This window comes from Streptomyces sp. NPDC091272 (assembly GCF_044757485.1).
In the GTDB taxonomy this organism is placed as follows: Bacteria; Actinomycetota; Actinomycetes; order Streptomycetales; family Streptomycetaceae; genus Streptomyces.
This window is the reverse complement of sequence record NZ_JBIVVC010000007.1, coordinates 420,599-441,132: the sequence shown is the minus strand read 5'-3', so window position 1 is coordinate 441,132 and position 20,534 is coordinate 420,599. Positions and strand designations below refer to the sequence as shown.

At 73.4% G+C, this 20,534-nt stretch carries 18 protein-coding genes and 1 pseudogene; 10 read left to right on the top strand and 9 right to left on the bottom strand.

The genetic code is table 11. The features are described 5' to 3' along the window. Positions 1 to 9: 9 nt before the first annotated feature. From pelF to ACIQM4_RS22150, 4 genes are all read left to right on the top strand, one after another. Positions 10 to 1,548 (top strand): GT4 family glycosyltransferase PelF, encoded by a 1,539-nt coding sequence (gene pelF, locus ACIQM4_RS22165; RefSeq protein ID WP_401594107.1) that lies wholly within the window; start codon positions 10 to 12, stop codon positions 1,546 to 1,548. A gap of 145 nt (positions 1,549 to 1,693) precedes the next feature. Beyond that, a complete protein-coding gene (locus ACIQM4_RS22160; protein ID WP_401594105.1) occupies positions 1,694 to 3,136 on the top strand; it encodes a hypothetical protein in 1,443 nt (480 codons plus the stop codon). A gap of 34 nt (positions 3,137 to 3,170) precedes the next feature. After that, a complete protein-coding gene (locus ACIQM4_RS22155) occupies positions 3,171 to 3,833 on the top strand; it encodes a spherulation-specific family 4 protein (protein WP_401594103.1) in 663 nt (220 codons plus the stop codon). Next, positions 3,830 to 4,654, top strand: a complete 825-nt coding sequence (locus ACIQM4_RS22150; protein ID WP_401594100.1) for an endo alpha-1,4 polygalactosaminidase — start codon at positions 3,830 to 3,832, stop codon at positions 4,652 to 4,654. Before ACIQM4_RS22155 ends, ACIQM4_RS22150 begins: the two co-directional genes overlap by 4 nt. Positions 4,655 to 4,706: 52 nt before the next feature. On the opposite strand, the gene ACIQM4_RS22145 is transcribed toward ACIQM4_RS22150, so the two are convergent. After that, the gene (locus ACIQM4_RS22145) at positions 4,707 to 5,513 is read right to left on the bottom strand and encodes an adenosylcobinamide-GDP ribazoletransferase (protein ID WP_401594098.1); all 807 of its coding nucleotides are present in this window, start codon (positions 5,511 to 5,513) and stop codon (positions 4,707 to 4,709) included. A gap of 76 nt (positions 5,514 to 5,589) precedes the next feature. On the opposite strand from ACIQM4_RS22145, the gene ACIQM4_RS22140 reads away from it, so the two are divergent. Beyond that, positions 5,590 to 6,333, top strand: coding sequence for a hypothetical protein (locus ACIQM4_RS22140; protein ID WP_401594095.1), 744 nt, complete (start codon positions 5,590 to 5,592; stop codon positions 6,331 to 6,333). Here ACIQM4_RS22140 and ACIQM4_RS22135 read toward each other — a convergent pair. The 4 genes from ACIQM4_RS22135 to ACIQM4_RS22120 all read right to left on the bottom strand — a co-directional run bounded on the left by ACIQM4_RS22135 (position 6,294) and on the right by ACIQM4_RS22120 (position 11,315). Next, entirely contained in the window at positions 6,294 to 7,019 is a 726-nt protein-coding gene (locus tag ACIQM4_RS22135; protein ID WP_401594092.1) for a hypothetical protein, read from the bottom strand. The genes ACIQM4_RS22140 and ACIQM4_RS22135 overlap by 40 nt on opposite strands. Beyond that, positions 7,016 to 8,809, bottom strand: a complete 1,794-nt coding sequence (locus ACIQM4_RS22130; protein WP_401594089.1) for a phosphatidylglycerol lysyltransferase domain-containing protein — start codon at positions 8,807 to 8,809, stop codon at positions 7,016 to 7,018. The genes ACIQM4_RS22135 and ACIQM4_RS22130 overlap by 4 nt, the downstream gene beginning before the upstream one ends. Before the next feature lie 87 nt (positions 8,810 to 8,896). Next, on the bottom strand, positions 8,897 to 10,024 hold the full coding sequence (cobT, locus tag ACIQM4_RS22125; protein ID WP_401594087.1) for a nicotinate-nucleotide--dimethylbenzimidazole phosphoribosyltransferase: 1,128 nt from the start codon (positions 10,022 to 10,024) through the stop codon (positions 8,897 to 8,899). A gap of 97 nt (positions 10,025 to 10,121) precedes the next feature. Continuing rightward, on the bottom strand, positions 10,122 to 11,315 hold the full coding sequence (locus ACIQM4_RS22120) for a bifunctional adenosylcobinamide kinase/adenosylcobinamide-phosphate guanylyltransferase (protein WP_401594085.1): 1,194 nt from the start codon (positions 11,313 to 11,315) through the stop codon (positions 10,122 to 10,124). 81 nt (positions 11,316 to 11,396) lie between these two features. Between ACIQM4_RS22120 and ACIQM4_RS22115 the strand changes: the two genes are divergently transcribed. Further along, positions 11,397 to 11,603, top strand: coding sequence for a hypothetical protein (locus ACIQM4_RS22115; protein WP_401594082.1), 207 nt, complete (start codon positions 11,397 to 11,399; stop codon positions 11,601 to 11,603). Positions 11,604 to 11,988: 385 nt separating this feature from the next. Here the strand turns inward: ACIQM4_RS22115 and ACIQM4_RS22110 are convergent, their stop codons facing one another. The 4 genes from ACIQM4_RS22110 to ACIQM4_RS22095 form a co-directional block, all read right to left on the bottom strand. Then, the gene (locus ACIQM4_RS22110) at positions 11,989 to 13,110 is read right to left on the bottom strand and encodes a S1C family serine protease (RefSeq protein WP_401594080.1); all 1,122 of its coding nucleotides are present in this window, start codon (positions 13,108 to 13,110) and stop codon (positions 11,989 to 11,991) included. Between the two features lie 138 nt (positions 13,111 to 13,248). Then, a complete protein-coding gene (locus tag ACIQM4_RS22105; RefSeq protein WP_401594077.1) occupies positions 13,249 to 15,138 on the bottom strand; it encodes an ABC transporter ATP-binding protein in 1,890 nt (629 codons plus the stop codon). Between the two features lie 54 nt (positions 15,139 to 15,192). Beyond that, positions 15,193 to 15,873 carry a class I SAM-dependent methyltransferase gene (locus tag ACIQM4_RS22100; RefSeq protein ID WP_401594074.1) on the bottom strand — a complete coding sequence of 227 codons (681 nt, stop codon included), beginning with the start codon at positions 15,871 to 15,873 and terminating at the stop codon, positions 15,193 to 15,195. A gap of 146 nt (positions 15,874 to 16,019) precedes the next feature. Further along, the gene (locus tag ACIQM4_RS22095; RefSeq protein ID WP_401594071.1) at positions 16,020 to 16,625 is read right to left on the bottom strand and encodes a DUF3043 domain-containing protein; all 606 of its coding nucleotides are present in this window, start codon (positions 16,623 to 16,625) and stop codon (positions 16,020 to 16,022) included. A gap of 283 nt (positions 16,626 to 16,908) precedes the next feature. Between ACIQM4_RS22095 and ACIQM4_RS22090 the strand changes: the two genes are divergently transcribed. The 4 genes and pseudogenes from ACIQM4_RS22090 (at position 16,909) to ACIQM4_RS22075 (ending at position 20,451) form a co-directional block, all read left to right on the top strand. Beyond that, positions 16,909 to 17,700 (top strand): PspA/IM30 family protein, encoded by a 792-nt coding sequence (locus tag ACIQM4_RS22090; RefSeq protein WP_401594068.1) that lies wholly within the window; start codon positions 16,909 to 16,911, stop codon positions 17,698 to 17,700. Positions 17,701 to 17,728: 28 nt separating this feature from the next. Continuing rightward, positions 17,729 to 18,007 carry a hypothetical protein gene (locus ACIQM4_RS22085; protein ID WP_401594066.1) on the top strand — a complete coding sequence of 93 codons (279 nt, stop codon included), beginning with the start codon at positions 17,729 to 17,731 and terminating at the stop codon, positions 18,005 to 18,007. 186 nt (positions 18,008 to 18,193) lie between these two features. Continuing rightward, a pseudogene (locus ACIQM4_RS22080) lies at positions 18,194 to 19,432 on the top strand (sensor histidine kinase); the annotation flags it as partial. A 293-nt stretch (positions 19,433 to 19,725) separates the two neighbouring features. Continuing rightward, positions 19,726 to 20,451: a response regulator gene (locus tag ACIQM4_RS22075; protein ID WP_401594063.1), complete on the top strand. Its 726-nt coding sequence runs from the start codon at positions 19,726 to 19,728 to the stop codon at positions 20,449 to 20,451. The last annotated feature ends 83 nt before the right edge of the window (positions 20,452 to 20,534 follow it).

Sequence of the window (20,534 nt, the reverse complement as noted above, 5' to 3'; positions counted from 1 at the left end):
GACACGAACATGAGCCGTGGGCGTCATGTCAGCATGCTCACCGAAGGCACCTATCCGCACGTCCAGGGGGGTGTCAGCACCTGGTGCGACCAACTGGTGCGCGGCATGCCCGACGTCGATTTCCACCTCGTGTCCCTCACGGGCAGCGGGCGCGAGCCCGTCACCTGGGAGCTGCCGCGCAACGTCTACGAGCACACCGTGGTGCCGCTCTGGGGGCCCGCGGACACCTCGCGCGCTGCCCGGCCCAGGGGCGCGGACAAACGCGCCTTCCTCGGTGCCTACGAGCGCTTCCTGCTCTCGATACTCGACCCGGCGGCCGGCTGCGACTTCGGCCGCGAGCTCTACGCGCTGGCGGCGCTCGCCCGGCAGGGACGCCTCACCGCCGCCCTCGCGGGCGAGGACGTACTGCGCACCCTGATACGGATCTGGACCCGGCCCCGACTGGACATATCCCGGGCCCGGCCCACCCTGCACGACGCGCTCATAGCCACCGACCTCATCGACCACCTGCTGCGCCCGCTCGGCACCCGGCTGCCGGACGGCAGCATCGCGCACGCGGTCAGCAGCGGACTCGCCACCCTGCCCGCGCTCGCCGCCAAGCACTTCGACGGCGCACCCTTCCTGCTCACCGAGCACGGCATCTACCTGCGCGAGCGCTACCTGGGCTACCGGTCGGCCGCGCAGCGCTGGCCCGTGAAGGCCCTGCTGCTGGGTCTCTACCGGGAACTGAACTCCCTCGGCTACCGCGAGGCCGACCTGATCACCCCCTGCAACCAGTACAACCGCAGGTGGGAGGAGCGCGGCGGCGCCGACCCGGACCGCATCCGCACCGTGTACAACGGCGTCGACCCGCAGCTCTTCCCGCACGCCGGACCCGAGCCCGAGGTGCCCACGCTCAGCTGGGCGGGCCGTATCGACCCGATCAAGGACCTGGAGACCCTGGTACGGGCCTACGCCCTCGTCCGCGCCGAGATACCCGCGCTGCGCCTGCGCCTCTTCGGCGGGGTGCCGGAGGGCGGCGAGGCCTACCGGACCACGCTGGAGAAACTGGCCGCCGAACTCGGGGTCACCGACGGCATCAGCTACGAGGGACGCGTCTCGGACGTCGCGCGGGCCTACGCCTCGGGCTCGGTGGTGATGCTCTCCAGCATCAGCGAGGGCTTCCCCTTCAGCATCATCGAGGCCATGTCCTGCGGACGCACGACCGTCTCCACCGACGTCGGCGGAGTGCGTGAGGCGGTCGGCGACACCGGGCTCGTCGTACCGCCCCGCGAGCCCGAGGCGATGGCCAGGGCCACCCTGGAGCTGCTAAGGGACGACGCGCGGCGGGCCGGACTCGGCGAGCGTGCCAGGCAGCGCGTCATCGACCAGTTCACCCTGCGCCGCTCCGTCGAAGGCTTCCGCGGCATCTACGAGGAGCTCGACGGCGTGCCCGCACAGCTCGTCCACCCGATCCACGAGGCCGGCGAACTGCCCGACGAGTGGACGGTGCCGTTGCGGATGGAGGACCCGTGGCGGGCGATGGCGGCGGACGGAACGACATGGTGACCCCCGCGGACGCCCGCGACCGGCGCACGTGGACCCCCGCGGACGCCCGCGACCGGCGCACCTGGACCCCCGCGGACGCCCGCGCCGGGCGCCCCCGTGACACCGCCGGACCCCACGCCCCCGGACCCACCCACCGAGGAGTCTCATGAGCGGCCCTCTGTGGCTCACCCCCGACGACCGGCAGGACACCCTGCCGGCCATACCGCGGCCCCGGCCCCGCAGGACCGCCGCCGCGGACCCGATGGAGGAGCTCGCCGACCGGCTCCGCGGCCTGCTGGAGGCGGCGGTCCACCCGGACGAGATCGCGGCCATCCTCGAGTCCGACGGGATGACCGACGACCACATCCGGCTCACCTACGGCCGCGCCGACTCCTTCGAGCTCGCCGAGGACCTCTACGCACGCGTGCCGCGGACCTACCCGGAACCCGCGCTGGCACCCGGCGACCCCTGGCACGTCAGCCTGCTGCCGTGCCTCCTGCGCGGTCTGGTGTTCGCCCTGCCGGGGCTCGCGTACGTCCTGGCGGCGCCCTTCGCGACCGGCGCCGCCCCGATCGCGGTGCTGCTCGCCAGCGCCCTGACCGGCTGGGCGTGGAACCAGGCACTCGCACACCGCGCCTACAGCTGGCTCGGCCTGGGGGACCGGCCGGCCGCCGCCCGCGCCCTGCTCACCGGCGCCCCGCTCGGCGCACTGCTCGGGGCCTGCGTCGCCCTCGCCGTCTCCGGTACGGACGAGGGGGGCGCCGTCGCCTTCGCCTCCGCACAGGCGCTGTACCAGGGGGCTGCCACCGTCCTGCTCGTACTCGGCAGGGAGCGGCTGCTGCTCGCCGCGCTCGCACCGATGTCGGCGGGCGCCGTCGTCGCCCTGTGGTACGACGTACCCGGTCCTGCCCGGGTCGCACTGCTCGCGGTGTCGCCCCTCGCGGTGCTCGTGCTGGCGGCGGCGGAGCTGCTGCGGGGCGTCGGCGGCCGGGTGCGCGGACCAGGCGGGCCGCGGGTGCTGGCTTCCCTGCCGTACGGGGTGTTCGGCCTGGCCACCGGCGTCCTGGTGCTGCACGTCGCGCTCGGTGACGTGCTCGTGGAAGGGCTCACCGGCGGGATCGGGGCGGCAGGAGCAGCAGCCGCGCCGGGCGCCGTCGCCCTCACCCTCAGCATGGGCCCTGCGGAGTGGCTGCTGCACCGGTTCCGCAGCGGCGCCCTGGCCGGGCTGCGGGCGTCCACCACACCGGAGGCGTTCCGGCGCGCGACGGCCCTGACACTGGCCCGCTGCCTCGGGCAGTACCTGCTGGTGCTGGCCGCGCTCGCCGCGGCGAGCACGCTGCTGTGGCCGCAGGCGGGCGGATTCGACGGGGCGCGCGCGACGGGGCTGCTGCTGATCGGGACACTGATGTGGACGGGCCTGCTGCTCCAGGCGTTCGGCGCGGTCGTGGCGGCGGCGTCGGTGTGCGGGGCGGCGGCCCTCGTGCAGACACTGGCGGTGCTGGGCGGGGCCTCCTCCCTGGCGTCGTCGGCCGCGCCCGGCCTGGCGGCGGTGGCCCTGGCGGTGCTCGTCTGCGCACTGCTGGGGAGGGCGACGGCGCACCGGCCGTGAACCGCCCGCTGGATTCTTCGATGAGGACCGACACGTGAGACAGCTGCTCGTCCCGTTCTACGAACACCCCGCGGAGCGCCCCGACGCCTGGGAGACGCTCCTGCGCGCACCGGAGCAGCTCTACGGGGTGGTGATCAACCCGGCCAGCGGCGCCGGGAGTTCACCGGACCCGGCGTTCGCGACGGTGGCGCAGCGGCTGCGGGACTGCGGGGTGCGCGTACTGGGGTACGTGGACACCGATTACGCCCGGCGCCCGCACGCCGACGTGCTGCGCGACCTGCTGCGCCACCGCGACTGGTACGGCGCGACCGGCGCCTTCCTCGACCAGGTCTCCTCGGACGCCGACGCGTTCGCCCACTACCGGCGGCTCGCGGTGGCGGCGCGCGCGGCGGGCAGCGGCTCCCTGGTGCTCAACCACGGGACGCACCCCGACCCCTGCTACCTCGCGCTCGCGGACCTGCTGGTCACCTTCGAGGGCGACTGGCAGACGTACCTGGCCGCGCCCGAGGCCCCCGGCTGGACGAGCGGCTACCCGGCGGACCGCTTCTGCCATCTGGTGTACGAGGCGCCGGCGGACGTGGACGTCGCCTTCCTGGCGGCTCGGCGGGGCGCCGCGGTGCACTGCGCGGTGCCGGGCGGCGGGGCGCACCCGTGGGGCACCCTGCCGCAGGGGCTGAACCCGGCGCTCCCGCGATGAGGCGCCGCGCGGGACTGGCGTGGCTGTCGCTGCCGCTGACCCTGCTGCTGACGCTGACGGCGGGCTGTGCGGGTCTGCCCGGATCCGGCACGGGCCCCGGGCCCGCGCCGGGCCCCACCGGACCGCGTTGGCAGCCGCGTCCCGGTCTGGCCTGGCAGTGGCAGCTGAGCGGCACGCTCGACCTCTCGGTCGACGTCCCGGTGTACGACGTGGACGGTCACACGACGTCCGCCGGGACGGTGGCCGAGCTGCACGCCGACGGCCGCAAGGTGATTTGCTACCTGTCGACCGGGGCGTGGGAGGAGTTCCGCCCGGACGCCGCCCGCTTCCCCACCGAGATCCTTGGCAAGGGCAACGGCTGGAAGGGCGAACGCTGGCTGGACGTCCGCCGCACCGACGTCCTGGAGCCTCTGATGGCCGCCCGGATGGACATGTGCCGCGACAAGGGCTTCGACGCCGTCGAGCCGGACAACATGGACGGTTACCGCAACAGGACCGGCTTCCCGCTCTCGGCCGCCGACCAGCTCCGCTACAACCGGCTGATCGCCCGCCTCGCCCACGACCGGGGGATGGCCGTGGGCCTGAAGAACGACCTCGACCAGATTCCCGAGCTGGTGGGGGACTTCGACTTCGCGGTGAACGAGCAGTGCGCCGAGTACGACGAGTGCGAGCGGCTGACGCCGTTCATCGAGGCGCGCAAGGCGGTCTTCCATGTGGAGTACGAGGAGGACACCGCGAGCTTCTGCGACCGTGCGCGCGAGCTGAGGCTCAGCTCGATGCGGAAGAAGTACGAGCTGGGGGTGTGGCGCGACCCCTGCTGAGCGGGGCTCAAGTGGTGCGTGGTGCCCGCGCGGGCGCCGCGATCACCGCCGATCACCGTCCCAGTGCCAGGACCACCAGGGCCGCCGTCGCGGCCGTCTCCGCCAGGGCGCCGAACACGTCCCCCGTCACCCCGCCGAACCGCCGTACGCAGTGGGCGAGCAGCAGCTGGGCCGCCCCGAGCGCGCCGAGCACCGCCACCGCGTGGTGCACCGCCCCGTACGGGCCGATGGCGAGGCCCGCCGCGGCGCACAGCACCGTGGTCACGGCGCCCGTGGCGATGGCGGTACGTACCGGAACCACTCCCGCCACCGTCGCGCCCAGCCCCTCGGGGCGGGCCGCCGGCACGCCCGTGCGGGAGGCGAGGGTGAGCGCCAGGCGGGCGGCAACGGCCGGGACGAGGGCCGCGAGCGCCCCGTACGCCCACCCGTCCGCGTACAGCTGCGCCAGTACCGACACCTGGGCGAGCAGCGTGAGCAGCAGGGTGACGACACCGAACGGGCCGATGTCGGAGCGCTTCATGATGTCGAGCGCGTCGGCCGCGGGTCTGGCGCTGCCCAGCCCGTCCGCGGTGTCCGCGAGACCGTCCAGGTGCAGCGCCCGGGTGAGCACGGCGGGGACCGCGGTTGACGCCACGGCGGCGAGCAGCGGCCCGGACCCGAGCAGGAGCAGCAGCCCGCCCAGGGCCGCCGCGCACAGCCCCACGACCGCGCCCGCGAGCGGTGCGCACACCATGCCGGCGCGCGCCGCCTCCCGGTCCCAGCGCGTGACGCGTACGGGCACGACGGTGAGGGTGCCGAAGGCGAACCGCACCCCGTCCTGCAGAGAGGCCCGAGCGGCGGGCGGGGGAGGAGTGGTCACCGGCCGCACGCTATCCCGGCGCACCAGCCGGTAAGTTACGCATTACCGGCATACGGGACAAAGCGGGGAGGGTGGCATGGGTCACTGGGTGTACCGGAACATCGTGGAGCCGGGCAAGCTCCCGCTCTTCCTGGCCCTGGCGTCCTTCGTGCTGTCCTTCCTGGTCACCCGCACCATCACCCGGTCCATCCGGGCCGGGAGGGGCCCCTTCCGCAACGTCACCCCCGGCGGCATGCACATCCACCACGTCGTCCCCGGCGTCGTCCTCACCACCATCGGCGGCTTCGGCGCGGTCACCAGCGGGCGGCACGGGGTGGGGGCGGCGATCTGCGCGGTCATCTTCGGCACGGGCGCGGGGCTCGTCCTCGACGAGTTCGCGCTGATCCTCCACCTGGACGACGTCTACTGGTCCGAACAGGGCCGGGCCAGCGTCGAGATTGTGGTCCTGACGGCGGCCCTGGTCCTGCTGGTGCTCACCGGCTTCGTCCCGTTCGGGGTGAACGACCTGACCCGGGAGGAGGCGAGCAGCAGAGGAGTGTTCATCCTCAACATCATGTTCAACGGCGTGGGTTCGGTGATCGCCCTCTTCAAGGGCAAGGTGCGCACGGCGATGTTCGGGATCGTCGTCCCCATGGTCGGCCTCTTCGGCGCGATCCGGCTCGCCCGCCCCAACTCGCTCTGGGCGCGCCGCTTCTACCGCCGCCGCCCCAGGGCCCGTGCGCGGGCGATGCGCCGGGTCTTCAGGCACGACCGCCGCTGGAGCAGGCTCACCCGCTCCCTTCAGGACTGGATCGGCGGCGCTCCCTCGCCCAGGTCCTGACTCCGCCGTCGGCGTCCGCGTCTGCGCAGGGCGTCCTCCACCAGCATCAGCACGCCCACCCCCAGCAGCGCCGCGAGGTGCTCCTTGCCCGCGAGGTTCGTCTTGACGAGCACCTCGACGACCATCGCCAGCACGACCGCCGCCGCCGTCCAGCGGGCCCCGTACCGGCAGCACACGTACAGCGCGAGCCCCACCACCGCGGCGGAGGGCCCGGTGTCCACGACCGTGCGGTCGGCGGCGGGCAGTCCCAGCGGGCTGTCCGGGCCGAGGGCGACGCCCACCCGGGCGTACATCGTGCCGGACAGGGTGGCGACGTACGCGAGGAAGAGGGTCTTGCGGCGGCCCAGGCAGATCTCCGCGATGCCGAACACCAGCAGCACCTGTGCCAGCGCCCCCCACACCGGCAGGTCCAGCGCCGGTACGAACAGTGAGAGCGGGGTGCGCAGCAGCGAGGGCAGCAGCGGGTCGCCCGCCCGCAGCGCCCCGATGTCCTGGACGAACTGATAGCCCCAGGACTGGTTCTGCACGATCTGCAAAAGCGAGGTCAGCGCGACCGACGCCAGCGTCAGGGGGATCGCCCGCCACCGGCGTACGACCAGCGCCGTGCGCACGCGCTCGTACACCGCGCCCCATTCACGGCGGGCGAACCGTCGCACCGAGGAGGCGGCGGCGCTCGTCCGGGTCAACGTCTCCTTCCCGTCCCCAGGTGCTTGCGGTGCATCCACTTGGGCAGGCCGGGGGCTTCCAGGAAGCCCTCGGCGCGCCCGGCGGCGATGCCGATGCGCAACAGGTCGGAACTCTTCTCGAAGAGCATGAAACGCGGCTCCCAGATAGGTCGGTACTTGGCGTTCGCCCGGTACAACGACTCGATCTGCCACCAGCGCGAGAAGAAACTGAGCAGAGAGCGCCACAGCCTCAGCACCGGTCCCGCACCGAGCCGGGAACCACGTTCGAAGACCGACCGGAACATCGCGAAGTTCAGCGACACCTGGGTGATCCCGATCTCCCCGGCGCGCTGGAGCAGTTCGATCACCATGAACTCCATCAGGCCGTTCTCGGAGTCCCGGTCACGCCTCATCAGGTCGAGGGAGAGCCCCCGGGGCCCCCACGGCACGAAGCTCAGCACGGCCCGCAGCGCGCCCTCGCCGTCCGTGCACTCCAGCATCACGCAGCGCCCGTCACCCGGGTCGCCTAGCCTGCCGAGCGCCATCGAGAAGCCGCGTTCGGTGGCGCCGTCGCGCCAGTCGTCGGCCTTGCGCAGCAGCTCGGCGAGTTCCGCCTCGGGGATCTCCTCGTGGCGGCGGATGCGGACCTGGTACCCGGCCCGCCGCACCCGGTTGTACGCCTGGCGCACCGTGCGCATCGCGCGGCCCTCCAGGGTGAAGTCGGCGGTCTCCACGATCGCCTCGTCCCCCAGCTCCAGCGCGTCGAGGCCGTGCCTGGCGTAGACCGTGCCCGCCTCCTCGCTCGCCCCCATCACGGCGGGCACCCAGCCGTGCTCGCGGGCCTCGGCCAGCCACGGTTCGATCGCACCGGGCCAGGCCTCCGGGTCGCCGATCGGGTCGCCCGAGGCGAGCGAGACGCCGCCCACCACGCGGTACGCGACCGCAGCCTTCTCCGTCGGCGACCACACGACGCTCTTCTCCCGGCGCAGCGAGAAGTACCCGAGCGAGTCGCGTTCCCCCTGCTTGTCCAGCAGAGCCCGCAGCTTCTCCTCGTCCCGCTCGGACAGCGGGTCGACGGTACGGCGCGAGCGGAAGGCGGCGAGCAGGACACCGATCAGCAACGCCGTACTCATGATGTTGATGAGGACGTTGACCCAGCCGGGAGTCATGATCCCGGCGAACTGGGCGTCGGGCGCGGCGATGGAGATCAGCCGGGCCGCGCCGTACCGCCAGCGCTCCGGGAACGTCGAGGAGCCCGCGCCGTGCGAGGCCGTGTTGGTGACGGTGACCAGCAGCCCCGCCAGCAGCGAGGTGGCGAGCAGCCCGCCGACGGCCACCAGCGCGGCCAGCTTCGGGTTCGACCGGTCGCCCTTCGCGTAGAACTCCCGCCGGCCCAGCAGCAGCGCGAGGAAGAACGCGCCGGTGAGGGCGAGCGAGACCCAGTTGCGGGGGTACTGCCTGACCTCGGGGAAGAACATCACCAGCGTGAACAGGAGGAACAGCAGCCCGCTCAGCGCCGTGTTGAGGATCCACGCGGCCCGCTTGCGGCGCCGCATGGTGATTGCCATGAGCGACGCGAACAGACCCGAGGCGAAGCCGGCCGTCAGCAGGTACGGGGTGAAGTAGTCGCCGTCGTTGTGCCGCCGCAGGTCGTTGCCGAGGGTCACCCACACGGCGCTCAGGAAACAGATGAACGCCACGACGCGCAGGTACCAGACGGCGCAGTTCGCGCTGCGCCGGGACAGCAGGGTGCTCCGCCGTGCCGCGGGTGCTGAGGATGGTACTTCGGTGGCCAAGCGGACATCTCCCATAAAAAGCGATGATATGGGGCATCACGCCTGACGGGAGGACTCGCCGGACCCTTCCGCGCCGGTGTCATCCGGCCGCGGTCGGGCGGCTCAGTCCTCGGTTCCCGTGCCGTCCGTCCCGGCCGGGACATCCGCGCTGTCCGCCCCGACGTCGCCGGCCTCCTCGGCAGGCGCTTCCCGTACCGGCAGCTCCGCGGCGAGCGCGGCGGCGGCCTGTACCAGCGGAAGTGCCAGCAATGCCCCGGTTCCTTCCCCCACAGTGACGCCCTGGTCGAGCAGAGGGTTGAGTGCCATCCGGTCCAGCGCCTTCTCCTGCGCGGGCTCGCCGCTCGCGTGCCCCGCAAGCCACCAGTCCGGCGCCCGGAAGGCGGCCCGCTGGGCGACCAGCGCGCACGCCGCGGAGACCACGCCGTCCAGGATCACGGGCGTACGGCGCACCGCGCACTGGAGCAGGAACCCGGTCATCGCCGCGAAGTCCGCACCGCCCACCGCGGCGAGGAGCTCCAGCTGGTCGCCGAGCACCGGCCGGGCCCGGCGCAGCGAGTCGCGCACCGCCGCGCACTTGCGCATCCACGCCAGGTCGTCGATGCGGGCGCCACCGCGCCCGGTGACCACCGAGGCGTCCGTCCCGCACAGCGCGGCGACGAGGGTGGCCGCGACGGTCGTCCCGCCGACGCTCAGATCCCCGAGCACCACCAGGTCGGTACCCGAGTCGGCCTCCTCGTCCGCGATCGCCATGCCCAGCCGTACGGCGGTCTCGGCCTCCTGCACGCTCAGCGCGTCCTCGATGTCGATCCGCCCCGAGCCGCGTCGCACCCGGTGCCGTACGACCTCCTCGGGCAGCAGCGCGGGGTCGCAGTCGAGACCGGCGTCGACGATCCGCACCGGCACGCCCAGCCGCCGGGCGAGCACGGCCACCGGGCTCGCGCCGTCCAGCGTGGCCCGCACCAGCCGGTGCGCGGAACCCGCGGCCCCGGCCGACACGTCGAGGTCGGCCACCCCGTGGTCACCGGCGAACAGCACCACCTTGGGCCGCTGCACGGGCACGACGGGCACCGCGCCCTGGGCGGCGGCCAGCCACTCGCCCAGCTCGTCGAGCCTGCCGAGGGTGCCGGGAGCCACGGCGAGGCGCTCCCGGCGGTCCTCGGCGTCACGCCGGACGCCGCTGTCGGGGCGTTCGATCAGGTCGGAGAAGTCGTCGAGATTCAGCGCGCTCATTCGCCGAACAGTACCGGCCGCCCGGCCCCGCCCTCAGCCCTCCCCGCACCCGGCCGCACACCCAGGGGCTTGGTGGGCCGGCTCGGGGGCGGGGCTGTCAGCGGAGTACCAGGGTCTGTCCGGCCACCACCAGCAGCACCTGCTCGCACTCCGTCGCGACGGCCGCGTTCAGCCGGCCCAGTTCGTCGCGGAAGCGCCGGCCGCTCGCCGTCGCCGGGACGATCCCCGAGCCCACCTCGTTGCTCACGGCGACGACCGTGCGGCGGGTCTCCCGTACCGCCCGCACCAGCTCCCCGGTCCGCTCGCGCAGGGCCCGCTGCCCGCCCGTCGCCCACTTGTCGTCGTCCCACGCCCCGACCCGGTCCATCGCGTCCGTGAGCCACAGGGCCAGACAGTCGATCAGCAGCGGCGGGCCCTGGGTGCCCAGCAGCCCCACCAGTTCACAGGTCTCCTCGGTGCGCCAGCTGCCCGGCCGGCGCTCCCGGTGCAGGCCGACCCGCTCCGCCCACTCCCGGTCGCCGCCGCGCCGCCCGCCGGTCGCGACGTACACCACCCCGGGGAAGGCTCCCAGCCGCCGCTCGGCCTCCACGGACTTCCCCGATCTGGCGCCGCCCAGTACGAGGGTGCGCCGGGGCAGCTCCGGCACGTCCCGGTACTCGCCGAGCACGAGTGTCGTGCCGTCCGGCACGGCCCTGGCGCCCAGCGAGGCCAGCCGGCGGTCCGTCTCGGCACCGGCCGGCAGGTCATGGTCCAGGTGGACGGCGACGACGTCCGTCGCCGAGGTGACCGCGCCCAGGCCACGCAGCTTGGCCAGTGCGTCGGGCCGTCCGACGACGTCCATGACCACCAGGTCGTACGGACGTGTGCCGCCGTCCCCGGCGGGCGAGCCGCCCCGGGGGAGGTACAGCAGCCGATCGCCCTCGGCGGACGTGACCTCGTACCCCGTGCCGGGGGAGTCCATCGGCATCGCCCGCACCCGGTGCCCGCTGATCAGCGTCAACTCCTGTCCGTCCGGCACCCGTCCGGCCCGCGGCAGCCCGGGGGGCAGCTCGACGGGCGGCCCGTCGTGCGGATGCGTGAGCAGGACCTGCCGTACGCCCCCGAGCGAGTGGCCCGACCGGGCGGCGGCGAGGGCCGCTCCTGGCGTCAGGTCGAGCAGCAGTGCCCCGTCCACCAGCAGCGAGGTCGCGGCGCGGGCGTGCGCCCCCCGCGCGCCGGCGCAGTTCGCGCAGGGGCAGTCGGGCCGGGGCAGTCCGGTGGGTGCGGCCGTGCCGAGGAGAGTGAGTTCCACGGGACGATCCTCCCGCGTCCTTGTGTGTGCTGCGCGCCCGGTTACGCTGCGGGCAGCATCGAGACGACCCGGGAGGCGTACATGGCGTGGACGTGGCGATTCGAGACGGCGGACGGGACCGAGGTCCAACCGGCGGTCGAGCCGGAGGAGTTCACCACGCAGGGCGACGCGGAGTCCTGGCTCGGCGAGGTCTGGAAGGACCTCCTGGAGGGCGGGGCGAAGCAGGTGATCCTCTCGGAGGACGGAACAAAGATCTACGGCCCAATGAGCCTGAACGCGGAGGCCTAGCCGCCCCCGGCCCTCCGCGGGGGGCGCCCCCCGCGGAGGGCCCTGGGGGCGCCCCTCCAGGGGCGCGGGGAACTGCGCGAGCAACCACGACGCACCCGCACGTCCCGCACCCACGCCCAGGGGCGCCCCTCCAGGGGCGCGGGGAACTGCGCGACCAGCCACGACGCGCCCGCACGTCCCGCACCGACGCCCAGGGGGCAACTTCCAGGGGCGCGGGGAACTGCGCGAGCGACCACGACGCGCCCGCGCGAAGGGGCATCGCGAGAGGGGGCACGCGAAGGGTCACGCTCCGCGCGTGGGGCCGCCCCCTTGCCCACCCGTCCCGCCCCCCCCGGGGGGCGGCCCCGCTGCCCAAGAGGGCTGGGGGCGGGGCTGGTCCGAGGGGCTACATTTCGCCGAGAGTTACCTCCACATTCCGCCTCGCTCCGTCCCTCTCGTACCCCACCCCCACCTTCGCCCCCGGCTTCGAGGACGCCAGTGCCTCGCTCAGGGAGGTGATCGTTGTCAGCTGTCGGCCGCCGAACGTGACCAGGATGTCGCCGGCCTCGATGCCCGCCTTCGCCGCCGGCCCGTCCTTCTGGACGGACGCCACCGCCACGCCCGCCGGCTGGAAGTTGTCGTCCAGGACCGTCCGGCCCGACACCCCGAGCGCCGCCCGGCCCGAGTCCGTCACCTTGCCGTCCTTGATGATCTGGTCGGCGACCGTCCGTACCATCGAGGCCGGGATCGCGAACCCGATGCCCGGCGCCGCCGAACCCCCGAGCTGCGGGTCCGTCGCCGCGAGGGTCGGGATGCCGACCACCTGGCTGTCCAGGTCGACGAGCGCGCCGCCGCTGTTGCCGGGGTTGATCGCCGCCGAGGTCTGCACCATGTTCGCGAGCGTGGCGCCGGCGCTGCCGCCCTGCCGGGGCTCGCTGACCGTGCGGCCGACCGCCGAGACGATGCCCTGGGTGACGCTGCTGGACAGCCCCAGCGGACTGCCCATGGCCAGCACCATCTGCCCGACCTCGACCTTCTCGGTGTCCCCGAAGCGGGCCGCCTTCAGCCCCTCGGGCACCTGGTCCAGCTTGATGACCGCGAGATCCTGTTCCGGGTAGGCCGCCACCAGCTTCGCGGCCATCGGGTCACCGCCCTCGGTGGCGATGGTGACCTTGAACTCCTTCTCGTCGCCCACCACATGGGCGTTGGTGACGACGTGCCCCTTGTTGTCGTACACGACCCCGGAGCCCAGCCCGCTCCGTGCGTCGATCTGGACGACCGAGGGCAGCACGTCCTGGATGACCCTCTGGTAGTCCTTCTCCAGCTCCCGCGTCCCGGAGGCCCGCGAGCCCGGGTCGGAGGCCGCCGCCGCGGAGGCGGACGCGGCGGGCCCCGAGGTCTGCGACGCGGGCTCCGAGCACCCCGCGAGCCCTGCCCCCGCGAGCACCGCGGAGCAGACGGTCAGCGGCAGCAGTACTCGCCGGCGTACGGAAATGCGGTCAGCGCGATGCGAAGAACGGAAGTCCATGACTGGAGTCTCCCTTCGGTGCGCACCCCACGGCCCGTCGGAAGGGTCCGATCAGGGGGTCACCCGGCCCCCGCGCCCCTCACCGGTCCCCGCGCCCCTCACCGGCCGGCTGAGCTCCTCACCGGCCGGCTGAGCTCCTCACCTGTCCCCGGCCCCCGCCGCCCCCGCCGAAGCCGTCAGGAACTGCGTGGCCGCCAGCTCCCCGTACAGCGCGTCCCCCGACACCAGCTGCGCGTGCGTGCCCACCGCCCGTACCTTGCCCGCGTCCATCACCACGATCCGGTCGGCGAGGGTCACCGTGGAGAGCCGGTGCGCGACCACCAGTACCGTCGTCTCCCGCGCGGCCTGCGCGACCGCGTCCCGCAGCGCCAGTTCGTTCACCGCGTCGAGCTGCGAGGTCGCCTCGTCGAGGAGCAGCAGCCGGGGGCGGCGCAGCAGTGCCCGCGCGATCGCCACCCGCTGCCGCTCGCCGCCCGACAGCTTCGACCCCCGGTGCCCGACCACCGTGTCGAGCCCGTCGGGCAGCCGCTCCACCAGGCCGTCCAGCCGGGCCTTGACCAGTACCTCCCGTATCGCGTCCGCCGAGGCGTCCGGGGCCGCGAACACCAGGTTCTCCCGCAGCGTCCCCGCCAGCACCGGCGCGTCCTGCTCCACGTACCCGATCGCGGCGCGCAGTTCGGCGAGCGGCCAGTCCCGTACGTCGCGGCCGTCGACCAGCACCCGGCCGCCGGTCACCTCGTAGAACCGCTCGACGAGGGCGAACACGGTCGTCTTCCCGGCTCCCGAAGGCCCCACGAACGCGGTCATGCCACCGCCCGGCACCTCGAAGTCGACGCCGTGGTGGACGTAGGGAAGGTCGTCCCGGTAGCGGAAGGCGACGCCCTCGAAGGCGACCCTCGCGGGGCCCCCGGCAACCGGGGGGACGGGCACGCTGCCCGGTCCCGCAACCGCGCCGGGCCCCTCCACCGCGCCAGACCCCTCCACCGCGCCCGGTCCCTCCACCGTGCCCGGATCCTCCACCTCCAGCTGTTCCGCCTCCACGATCCGGGCGACGGCCGCCGAGCCGACCTGGTACTGGACGACCGCGTTCACCAACTGCGAGACGGGGTCGATCAGATAGAAGAGATAGAGCAGGAAGGCGATCAGGGCCGCCACCGACATCGCCCCCGACGCGACCCGCGCCCCGCCGATCCCCAGCACCGCCAGGAACGACACCTGAACCGCGAGACCGACCGAACTCCCCGCCACCGCCTGCCACTTGGCCGAGCGCACGCCGTGCCGCCAGGCCTCCTGCGCGGCCGCCTCCACCACGGCTGCCTCGCGTGCCTCCGCGCCCGACGCCTTCACCGTGCGAAAGGCACCGAAGGCCCGCTCCAGGACGGTCGAGATGGCGCCGACGGCCTCCTGGGACTGCTTGGTCGCCTGTGCGATCTTCGGCATGACGAACCCGACGGAGCCGCCGATCAGCACGATCACCCCGAGCGTGACTGCGAGCAGTACCGGGTCCATGAACCCCATCAGCGCGACCGTCGCCAGGAACGTCAGGCCCCCGGTCGCCGCCGAGACGATCGAGGTCGTGGTCACCGAGCGCAGCAGGGTGGTGTCGGAGGTGACCCGTGACATCAGGTCCCCGGGCTGGGTCCGCTCCACGGCGGGCACCCGCAGTCGCAGCAGCCGGCCGATCAGATCGCGGCGGGCGACCAGCACCACCGACTCGGCGGTGCGCTCCAGCACGTACGAGCCGAAGGAGGCCACCACGGTGCCGAGCACCACCAGGGCGGTGAGCAGCAGGAGGGTCCCGGCGATCGACTCGTCCTGGCCCAGCCGCTCGACCAGCGCCTTGGCGGCGAGCGGCTGGGCGAGTCCGGTCACCGAACCGACCAGGGTGAGGAGCGCGCCGAGCCCGACGGCCCAGCGGTGCGGTCTGAAGTGCCGGTAGAGCGCGCGCCAGGTCTCCCGCGCGGGCAGCGCGGGTGCGCCCGCGGGCGCACCCGTCTGCTCCGCAGGCCCGGCGGATGTCGTCGTCATGTCACTCAGGACGCAGGGCCGGGCCGGCCACCTGACCGCGTCCGCCCGCCGATCTCAGCCCCGTACCCCGCACAGGTGCAACAGCGCCGCCACCCGCCGGTAGGGCTCGGTGCGCCCCGCCCTGTCCTCCAGGGCGAGCAGCCGCGCCAGCTCCTCGCCGGCGGGCGGTGCCCCGTTCGGCACGTGGTCGGTGAAGACCCCCACGCCGTACCAGGCGTGCAGCGGGGCCGCGATACCCGCCAGTGTCGCGGTCAGCGCTTCGAGCCGGTCGGCCCGCACCGGCACACCCCACGGGTCCGTGCAGGCGGCCGGGTCCAGCGCGTCCAGCGCGGTCGCCCAGTCGCCGGCGAGCGCGGGGCGCATCGCCAGCGCGTCCGCGTTGCGTACCAGCAGGGAGAGCATTCCGCCCGGGGCCAGCATCCGGGCCAGTCCCGCCACCAGGGGGTCGGGCTCGGCCACGTGCATCAGCACCCCGTGGCACAGCACGACGTCGAAGCTGCCCGGCAGGAAGTGCACCCCGGTCTCCCGGCCGTCGCCCTGCATCAGCCGGACCCGCTCACGGATCCCGGCGGGCTCGACGGCCAGGGCCTCCCGCGCCGTCGCCAGCAGGACAGCGTCGGCCTCCAGGCCGGTGACCTGGTGCCCGGCGCGCGCCAGGCGCAGTGCCCGGGTGCCCCGGCCCATGCCGACGTCGAGTATCCGCAGCCGCTGTCCGACCGGGAAGCGGCCGGACATCTGCTCGTCGAGCTGGCGGGCGACCAGTTCCTGCCCGATCGTGTCGGAAAGTCCCCCCGGACCGGTCGGCCATGCGGCGAAAGCCCCGTCGACACCGGCCGGAACGGCGGTCGACGGGGCTCCCGAAGAGTGGGGGGCTTCCCAGGTCAGGGCCGCTCTCCGCGCTTGACCTGCGGCTTCGGCAGGCGCAGGCGGCGCATCTGCAGCGAGCGCATCAGGCCGTACGCGACGACGCCGCGCTTGGGCTCGTCGGGGAAGCGGATCCCTACCTGCTTCTTGAGGCGGATCGCGAGACCGATCGAGTCGAGGACGATCAGCACGATGACGATCATCCACAGCAGCAGGGAGATCGTCTGGAGGTTGCCGACCTGGATCATGCTCAGCACGAGGATGACCACTGCCATCGGCAGGAAGAACTCCGCCACGCAGAAGCGCGAGTCGACGTAGTCGCGCACGAAGCGGCGCACCGGACCCTTGTCGCGGACGGGCAGGTAGCGCTCGTCACCGCTGGCGAGCGCCTCGCGCTGCTTGGCGAGGTCGGCACGGCGGGCTTCCCGCTGGCGCTTCATCGCCTCCTTGCGGTTCGCCGGCACGGTCGCGGCGCTGCGGCGCTGCGACTGCGCGACGGCGCGCTTGGGGGTGGGGCGCCCCTTGGGCGCCTGCGGGTCACGGGGCTGCTTGGAGAGGTCGGCTGTCACCTTGTCGGAGACGGCGGTCTTCTCAGCGCTGGAGGTGGCACGGCTACGGAACACAAAACCCAAGGGTACGTGTTGCGGCGCATGGACCCCAGCCCCGAGGGGAACGATCCGGCAACACCTGTGCCCGACCACGCCCGAACGGCCCCCCGTGACGCCTCACGACACCTGTACCAGGGTTCCCTCTACTCCCTACGCCTGAGCCCGCCCCCGCACAGTCGTCCTGGAGGAGGAGCGCATCGGCGCCGGAACAGTGCGGTAATGGACACAGGGCCCGTACTGTTGGGTCTGTTGGAGTGGCCAGGAGCCGGAGTCCGTCAGAAGGGGGCGCGCGAAGCCCATGAGCGGTGTCATGAAGCGTATGGGGATGATCTTCCGCGCGAAGGCGAATCAGGCCCTTGACCGGGCCGAAGACCCGCGGGAGACGCTGGATTACTCGTACCAGAAGCAGCTCGAACTGCTCCAGAAGGTACGCAGGGGGGTCGCCGACGTCGCGACGTCGCGCAAGCGCCTGGAACTGCAGCTGAACCAGTTGCAGGGCCAGTCCTCCAAGCTGGAGGACCAGGGCCGCAAGGCGCTGGCACTGGGCCGGGAGGACCTCGCCCGTGAGGCGCTGTCCCGCCGCGCCGCGCTGCAGCAGCAGGTCTCCGACCTGGAGGTGCAGCACCAGACCCTGCAGGGCGAGGAGGAGAAGCTCACCCTCGCCGCACAGCGCCTCCAGGCCAAGGTCGACGCCTTCCGTACGAAGAAGGAGACCATCAAGGCCACCTACACGGCGGCCCAGGCGCAGACCCGGATCGCGGAGTCCTTCTCCGGCATCTCCGAGGAGATGAGCGACGTCGGCGTCGCGATCCAGCGCGCCGAGGACAAGACCGCGCAGCTGCAGGCCCGCGCGGGTGCGATCGACGAGCTGCTCGCCTCGGGGGCGCTGGACGACCAGTCCGGCCTCGCCAAGGACGACATCCAGGCCGAGCTGGACCGCCTCTCCGGCGGTACGGACGTCGAGCTGGAGCTCCAGCGGATGAAGGCGGAACTGGCCGGCGGCCCGTCCCAGCAGGCCATCGAGGGCGGCCAGCAGGACGCGGCGGGCAACGGGCAGGGCCAGTCCCACCCCAAGTTCGACAAGCAGTAGCAGCGGCCGTCCGAGGAGGAGGTGCGCCGTGATCGTACGGATCATGGGTGAGGGCCAGCTCGACCTGGCCGACAGCCACTTCGCCGAGCTCAACAAGCTCGACGACGAATTGCTGGCCGAGATGGAGAACGGCGACGGGCCGGGCTTCCGGCGCACGCTGGAGGCTCTGCTGGACGCGGTGCGCACACTGGGCTCGCCGCTTGCCGACGACTCGCTGGAGCCGTCGGAGCTGATCCTTCCGGCCCCGGACTCCACGCTGGAAGAGGTCCGCGCCATGCTCACCGAGGACGGCCTGATCCCGGGCTGACTCCGGCCCGAGCCCAGTTCCACTCCAACGATTGCGTGAGGGGTGCTCCCCGACACCGAGGTGCCGGGGAGCACCCCTCACGCGTACGTGGACCCGCGCCCGCCGGACGTCACGCGCGGCCGTCACCCCCGGACCCGGTCCGACCGCGGCCCGTCCCAGGGTCCGCCCGCCCCGTACGGTAAGAGGATGACCGCCCCCAGCCTCCGCGCCGGCCGTCTCGCCCGCCTCCGGTCCTGGCTGCGCGCCCACCCCCTGGTGCCCGACGCCGTGCTGGCCGCGGTCGTCCTCACGTGCATGGTCGTCGGCTCGTTCGCCGACCCGCACGACGGCATGCACGGCCCCTCCTTCGGCACCCGCACCCCCGATGCCCGTGGTGTCGTCCTGATGGTGCTGGCGGCCTTCGCCCTGGTGTACCGCCGCCGCCGGCCCCTCCCCGTCCTGGCGGTGACCAGCGCGCTCACCGTCGCCGGGTTCGCCGTCGCCCCCGTCGACCCGCCCGCCCCGGTCGCGATGAGCGCCGTCGTCGCGCTGTTCACCGTCGCGGCCCGCACCGACAGGTCCACCACCTGGCGCACCGGCCTGCTCACGATGGCGGCGCTGACCGGTGCGGCGATGCTCTTCAGCGAGGGGCCCTGGTACGCGCAGGAGAACCTGGGGCTGTTCGCCTGGACGGGGATCGGCGCGAGCGCGGGCGACGCGGTCCGCTCCCGCCGGGCGTTCATCGACGCGATGCGTGAGCGCGCCGAACGCGCCGAGCGGACCCGTGAGGAGGAGGCCAGGCGCCGGGTCGCCGAGGAGCGGCTGCGCATCGCCCGCGACCTGCACGACGTGGTCGCCCATCACATCGCCCTGGTCAACGTCCAGGCGGGGGTGGCGGCGCACGTCATGGACAAGCGGCCCGACCAGGCCAAGGAAGCGCTCGCGCACGTCCGCGAGGCCAGCCGGTCGGCGCTGGGCGAACTCCGCGCCACGGTCGGCCTGCTCCGCCAGTCCGGCGATCCCCAGGCCCCCACCGAGCCGGCCCCGGGCCTGGCCGTCCTCGACGGCCTGCTCGACACGTTCCGCAACGCGGGACTGCCCGTGGCACTGGCCCGTACCGACGAGGAGAGCCTGGCCGCCTCCGTGGACCTGGTCGCGTACCGGATCATCCAGGAGGCGCTCACCAACGTCCGCAAGCACGCGGGCCCGGACGCGAAGGCTGAGGTCAGCGTCGTACGGGTCGGGGCGTCCGTCGAGGTCACCGTCATCGACGACGGAGCGCAGAGCCCGTCGTCCGACGACGGCGGCGGTCACGGGCTCCTGGGGATGCGCGAACGCGTCAGCGCCCTGGGCGGCACCCTCACCGCGGGCCCCCGCCCCGGAGGGGGCTTCCGCGTCCATGCGATCCTGCCCCACACAGCCGCTACAGCCGCTACAGCCGCTAAGAAGAACCCCGCGCAGGCCACGGTCGCGCAGGCAACCGTTGCGCAGGCCACCGGCGCACACGCCACCGCAGAGCCCACCCCTGCGCATACCACCGCACAGCCCACCCCTGCGCAGGCCACCGCACAGCCCACCCCAGCGCAGACCACCGCACAAGTCACCGTCGCGCAAGCCACCTCACACGCCCCCGACGCGCCCGGCGCAACGGCTGCCCCGCAGGGAGCCACGGCGGCCACCGCCACCACCACGACGGCCGGACCACCGGCCCGTACACCGGCAGGCCCGGGGGAGAACACATGAGCACGTACCAGCCGCAGCCTCCCCCCGCCCTGCCGCCCATCAAGGTCCTCCTCGCCGACGACCAGGCCCTTCTGCGCAGCGCCTTTCGCGTCCTCGTCGACTCCGAGCCGGACATGGAGGTCGTCGCAGAGGCCGCGGACGGCACGCAGGCCCTGGAACTGGCCCGTGCGCACCGCCCCGACGTCGTCCTGATGGACATCCGGATGCCGGGCACCGACGGACTCGCCGCGACCCGCGCGATCGGCGCCGACCCCGCGCTGGCCGCCGTGCACGTCGTGATGCTGACGACCTTCGAGGTGGACGAGTACGTCGTCGAGTCGATCAGGGCGGGCGCCTCCGGCTTCCTCGGCAAGGGCGCCGAGCCCGACGAACTCCTCAACGCCATCCGGATCGCCGCCGGCGGCGAGGCCCTGCTGTCGCCCGCCGCGACCAAGGGCCTCATCGCGACCTTTCTCGCGCAGGGCGATTCCCTCGGCGCGCCCTCGTCGGCGGACGGCGCGCACGCCGTCCGCCTGGCCACCCTCACCGTCCGCGAACGCGAGGTGCTCGCCCATGTCGCGGGCGGCAACTCCAACGACGAGATCGCCGAACTCCTGGCCGTCAGCCCGCTCACCGTCAAGACCCACGTCAACCGCGCGATGGCCAAGCTGGGCGCCCGTGACCGGGCACAACTGGTGGTATTCGCGTACGAGTCCGGCCTTGTACGCCCAAGGGTGGAGTGAGGGCGCAGTTCCGCGTACTCCACCTGCGGTACGTCCCGGGTGAGAAAGGGACCTGGGAGCGAGGAATCGACCTTCTCCGATGG

Excerpts from the sequence above, each read along its gene's own strand:
- ACIQM4_RS22115 (WP_401594082.1), top strand. The coding sequence starts at position 11,397 with ATGGCGTGGACGTGGCGATTCGAGACGGCGGACGGGACCGAGGTCCAA.
- ACIQM4_RS22090 (WP_401594068.1), top strand. The coding sequence starts at position 16,909 with ATGAGCGGTGTCATGAAGCGTATGGGGATGATCTTCCGCGCGAAGGCG.
- ACIQM4_RS22100 (WP_401594074.1), bottom strand. The coding sequence starts at position 15,873 with ATGTCCGGCCGCTTCCCGGTCGGACAGCGGCTGCGGATACTCGACGTC.
- ACIQM4_RS22130 (WP_401594089.1), bottom strand. The coding sequence starts at position 8,809 with ATGGGAGATGTCCGCTTGGCCACCGAAGTACCATCCTCAGCACCCGCG.
- ACIQM4_RS22150 (WP_401594100.1), top strand. The coding sequence starts at position 3,830 with ATGAGGCGCCGCGCGGGACTGGCGTGGCTGTCGCTGCCGCTGACCCTG.
- pelF (WP_401594107.1), top strand. The coding sequence starts at position 10 with ATGAGCCGTGGGCGTCATGTCAGCATGCTCACCGAAGGCACCTATCCG.
- cobT (WP_401594087.1), bottom strand. The coding sequence starts at position 10,024 with ATGAGCGCGCTGAATCTCGACGACTTCTCCGACCTGATCGAACGCCCC.
- ACIQM4_RS22140 (WP_401594095.1), top strand. The coding sequence starts at position 5,590 with ATGGGTCACTGGGTGTACCGGAACATCGTGGAGCCGGGCAAGCTCCCG.
- ACIQM4_RS22110 (WP_401594080.1), bottom strand. The coding sequence starts at position 13,110 with ATGGACTTCCGTTCTTCGCATCGCGCTGACCGCATTTCCGTACGCCGG.
- ACIQM4_RS22105 (WP_401594077.1), bottom strand. The coding sequence starts at position 15,138 with ATGACGACGACATCCGCCGGGCCTGCGGAGCAGACGGGTGCGCCCGCG.
- ACIQM4_RS22075 (WP_401594063.1), top strand. The coding sequence starts at position 19,726 with ATGAGCACGTACCAGCCGCAGCCTCCCCCCGCCCTGCCGCCCATCAAG.
- ACIQM4_RS22160 (WP_401594105.1), top strand. The coding sequence starts at position 1,694 with ATGAGCGGCCCTCTGTGGCTCACCCCCGACGACCGGCAGGACACCCTG.